The sequence below is a fragment of the Pseudoalteromonas sp. NEC-BIFX-2020_015 genome (genome assembly GCF_012952265.1).
GTDB classification, from domain to species: domain Bacteria; phylum Pseudomonadota; class Gammaproteobacteria; order Enterobacterales; family Alteromonadaceae; genus Pseudoalteromonas; species Pseudoalteromonas neustonica.
Genome location: NZ_JABCJL010000094.1, coordinates 1 through 668 on the forward strand (window position 1 = coordinate 1; position 668 = coordinate 668).

Genomic DNA, 668 nt, shown 5'->3' on the forward strand with positions numbered 1-668 from the left:
TGCGAACCAGATAACCGTGCTGGTGGCGGTGAATACAGTGTACAGCAAGGGTTTGGCTGGACAAATGGCGTGACTTCGCGGTTTTATAGGTTAGTCTTTTTGGCTGGTTCTTAATAAACTATATTTGTAGAGTATATTACTTTGCGGTCTCAATCTAAATAGCTAGACGTCTATCCTTGTAAACACTATATATATCATAGTATTAATCAATAGATAACGGTTGAATGTTGTTATTTAATTGGGTATTGTGAATAAAATATTTCAAGGACGAAAGCAGATGATTCAACCGACTTCTGTATTTATAAAAACAGTTCAAAACGTACGCCCTCAAACACAAAGCTACTCTTACTTGATAAAAATACTAGAGGCGTTTTTTGGCAAGGTTAAAATGGAAGACTGCTTGCCGCATACGAGTGAGCGCCATGATTTTGACCTTTATTTAGTCGACAGTGCCGGCAGTAATTGGCAAGATTTAGTGCCCGCTGATTTAATTATGCTAGCAAAATTACGCCCTGTTATTGTTTTTAATGCTAATCCTGATGCAACATGTGAAAAAAACCTATTGCTTAATAATTTTAAAGGTGTGTTTTATGATCATGACGCACCAGAAAATGTATTTAAAGGATTAGTCCGCATAATTAATGATGAATTGTGGTTTAGCCGTAAGA

The 668-nt window shown here is 36.4% G+C and carries 1 protein-coding gene and 1 pseudogene; both read left to right on the plus strand.

Features of this window, described 5'->3' with window-relative positions; genetic code table 11:
• Window positions 1-114: trehalase family glycosidase (locus HH219_RS21695; protein ID WP_169328613.1), on the plus strand; the 114-nt coding region annotated here is incomplete at its 5' end.
• A 163-nt stretch (window positions 115-277) separates the two neighbouring features.
• Window positions 278-668: pseudogene (locus tag HH219_RS21700) on the plus strand (helix-turn-helix transcriptional regulator); the annotation flags it as partial.